Raw genomic sequence first — 3,609 nt, 5'->3', positions numbered from 1 at the left:
TGTAGATTTTAGTATTCCTAATTTATCTATTATCACTGCTTATGATGGATTAGATGAGTTTTATTTTACGCCTAGCATTTATGAGAGTAGAAAATCTAGCGAAGTTACTATATCTAGTCAGGCTGATTTTTATAATGCAAATAAATCACTAGATATTAGCTTTGATTCTATAAGCAAAGATGATTTTCCAAACGATTTAGCTAGCAATAATACACTAGAATCTATATTAGAATCACTTACAAAGATTTATGATAAAAAGCATTTTAGTTATAGAATCTTTAGCATTAGGGTGGCGTAAGGTTTGATTGGGTATAATAGTGGCAAGATTTACAGTTTTAATATAACACAATAAGGACACCTTGTGAAAATGCGGTATTTGTTACTTGGATTCAAGCAAACCCTACAAATAAAATGTATTAGATTCGAGTAAATTATCAAATTAAGGTAACTTAAGATTGGTTTGAGTATAATATGTATTTTTTCTTAAGGATTCGCTAAATGAAAAAGTGTTTATCGTATTATTTCTCGTCTTTATTAGCATTGTTATTATTGGAATTATGTTAGGCAACAAACAAACATTTGTTTTTATGTATATTTCTGGCTTGGTTTTGGGGTTAGTATGGTTTGTAGTAATTCTTCTTATCGCCATATATTTTCTAATCAAAACGATTGATAAAACAAAATTAAAATCGCCGAGATTCCAAAAAGTTTCTAGATTTTTATCAAAATCTATTATGCCACTTTTTATATTTTTATTTATCGTAGGTGGTGGCACGACAGCATTTGTCAATCCATATTCCTATTGGTGTATAATACAAAGTTTGTTATATAACAAGCACTATGAATACAATCTGTATGGCATATTTATTGAAGGCAATGAAGGTAGTGGGTTTAAAATAAACTTCAAACAAAGAAAATTATAAGGAGCATTTAAATGAAAAATAAAATTGATGATTTGCGAGACTATGCCGAGCTAGCACAAGCGAGCTATTTTTACTTTGACTTACTCAAAGATTCTAATGGAAATCCTAGAAAAATCTATGAGCTAGATTTTGATGGTAAAAAGATAAAAGATGCAAATTATCCTAGAGGATATAAGGAAATTCAAGTGAATTTAGAGCATATAGTAAGTAAAAAATGTCAAGAACAAGAAGTTTTAGCTAATTTAGAGCAAGATGATGATATTTTTACTAAAACAAAAAATGAAGCAAAGGATGCTTTCAATATGGATAAACTTAATGGCGAATTTGGCGAGTTACAAACTAAACACTTCTTTAAAAAATACGAATTATTACTTCATCAACATAACACCAATTCAGGATTCTCTGCAACTTTATTTCAAAATAAACAAACCAAAGATTTTACACTAGCGATTCGGAGCACAAAATGAATCAAAAATTTAGTATAGGTGAATTTATACTTGATTGTTTCATTTGTTTGTCTTTAATGATAATATCATATATCATATTTTTTATTCCAAGTGGCTTAATATGCAGTGTTTTAGTAGATATGGTAGGGATTAAGTCATTAAATAGCGAGTATGGATATATTCTATATTTTGCACTATGCAAAATATTTCTTTACATTACTTGGTTCTATTTTTTAGAAAAGAAAAATATCATAAAATACAAAATTTATAAACCCAGCTTTTGGTGTGTTTTTGTATTATTAAGCATTTTATGGTGGCTTTTGGCTTATGGCTTTACAAATAGAGATGGAATCAAATAGCGCAAACAGGGATTTAATTATGTCATATTTCGTAACAATTTATATTCACCCGATACGAGAAGGAATACCGCATACATTTTTAGGCTTGACACGAAAACACCCTGATGAGCTAGATGAACTTATATTTGAAAAGAACATAGAATCTTGGAATGATAGTCTTGGCAAAATGGTGATATTTAGAAAAGAGGAAATCAAGTGGTATGAAAAATTTGAATCGGTTGAATTTAGCGATGGGTTTTATGGATTTGCACCTGTTGATGAAGCAACTAACCATTGGGGGAAAGTTTTTGAAAATAATCATTTTGTGCCAAAATGGAATAGTAATAGGCAAATATATGAATACACACAAAGAGCAAAAAGTAGCTTTAGCAAAAATAATCGTTGTATTTTTGAAGTTTCAAAAGAGCAATATGAAATGTTGCTAAAATCAATAAAACAAGATACTCAAAAAACGAAAGATAGAAATGGTAATTTGCAAAAAGATAATAGCAAATTAAAAAGTTTAAATATTTTACAGGAAAATCTATATTACAATACAATACCACTCAACCCTTTCAATCTTACAAATTGGCTTCCAGCTTTTCATAACTGCACCACTTGGGCTTTACATAAACTAGATTCCATAGGTATAGAAGTTATAGATATAAATGAATGGATACCAGATGCTGACATTCCAAATGTTTCAAGGAATATGAATACTTTGCTAAACAAGTTTAACGCTATGCGCCCTATCCACTCCATTTTCCTAAAATTCCAAACAATAGATGAAAATCTAGAATCCATAAAAGGTGCAAAAGCCTTTAGAATGTGGGCTAGAAGTATGATAGGAAATAACTATATTTGTCATATTGAGAACAAAATATTGGAGCAAAAGATACAGGCTCGTTGCGAACAAAAAATGGCTGATAGATACTATAATAGCATTAAAAATTTTTACACAATCAAATCACAACTCCAAAGTGTTTATGACAAACTAAATGATATGCTAGAAAAAATAATTTCAAAAGCAAATGGGGCAAACTTAAAGGGAGATTTTGAGTTTATTTATTGGGATAAACAAGACAAACAAATAAAAACATTAAAATCTACCAACAATTATGAACTTACAATATTAAAAGAAATTGATTTAAGCAAAGCTGCTAATGAATACGCCATATCAAAATTCTTGCCTTTTATATTTTATCCAAACGATGAAGAGATAGAAAAAACACTATACCACGAATATCGTTGTGGCAATGTATCAAGTGAATACAAAAATGCTAGAAATGAATTTTATCAAAATGTATTAGCAGGAATACAAAGCGATAAATATTGGAGTAGTAGCTATCATAAACTCACTAAAAATCTATCTAAAAATGAAATATCAAAGGTTGCAAATGCCTAGCAATGAAAATAAAACAATAGAAAATATTTTTGCTTATGATGGGGAGATTATCGACATACAAATATTAGATTCTAAAGGCATAGATACTTTGCAATCTAAAATCTATTTTTGCGGAGTGCTATTAAATGGTGGCACTGAATCCACTCTGCCATATAATGAATGTTTCTTTGGAAGTTTGGATTCTAATGAAAATCTAAATTTTAATAACTCAAATGCAAGTGATTCAAATGCTTTAGATTCAAATTTAAGTGCAAATGATTCAAATTTAGCCAACACAGATTCAAACAATGATTTAGACGAATCAAAGCCTATTTATTATTTGGAATGTGATTTGGATTTGTTAGATTCAAATTTGGATTCAAATGTTTCAAGCAATTTAAATAAATCTTTTGAATCAAATTCAAATTCAAAAGACTCAAATAAATCTAACAAATCTAGTGATTCTAATTTAAAATCAAATAATTCAAACAATAATTTAGATTCATTAGATTCAAACA

The 3,609-nt window shown here is 28.7% G+C and carries 5 protein-coding genes; 4 read left to right on the top strand and 1 reads right to left on the bottom strand.

What is annotated here, in order from left to right; translation table 11 throughout:
- Positions 1-298 (top strand): hypothetical protein (locus ACWIX0_RS13040; protein ID WP_454174418.1); only part of this gene is annotated, 298 nt, incomplete at its 5' end.
- A gap of 141 nt (positions 299-439) precedes the next feature.
- Here ACWIX0_RS13040 and ACWIX0_RS13035 read toward each other — a convergent pair.
- On the bottom strand, positions 440-790 hold the full coding sequence (locus ACWIX0_RS13035; protein ID WP_454174417.1) for a hypothetical protein: 351 nt from the start codon (positions 788-790) through the stop codon (positions 440-442).
- A 144-nt stretch (positions 791-934) separates the two neighbouring features.
- Between ACWIX0_RS13035 and ACWIX0_RS13030 the strand changes: the two genes are divergently transcribed.
- From ACWIX0_RS13030 to ACWIX0_RS13020, 3 genes are all read left to right on the top strand, one after another.
- On the top strand, positions 935-1,390 hold the full coding sequence (locus ACWIX0_RS13030; RefSeq protein WP_454174416.1) for a hypothetical protein: 456 nt from the start codon (positions 935-937) through the stop codon (positions 1,388-1,390).
- Between the two features lie 357 nt (positions 1,391-1,747).
- The gene (locus tag ACWIX0_RS13025; RefSeq protein ID WP_454174415.1) at positions 1,748-3,112 is read left to right on the top strand and encodes a hypothetical protein; all 1,365 of its coding nucleotides are present in this window, start codon (positions 1,748-1,750) and stop codon (positions 3,110-3,112) included.
- On the top strand, positions 3,105-3,609 hold a 505-nt coding region (locus ACWIX0_RS13020; RefSeq protein WP_454174414.1), incomplete at its 3' end, for a hypothetical protein. The genes ACWIX0_RS13025 and ACWIX0_RS13020, both read left to right, overlap by 8 nt.

The organism is Helicobacter sp. T3_23-1059, assembly GCF_053654515.1.
This window is presented reverse-complemented; position numbering and strand designations above follow the sequence as displayed.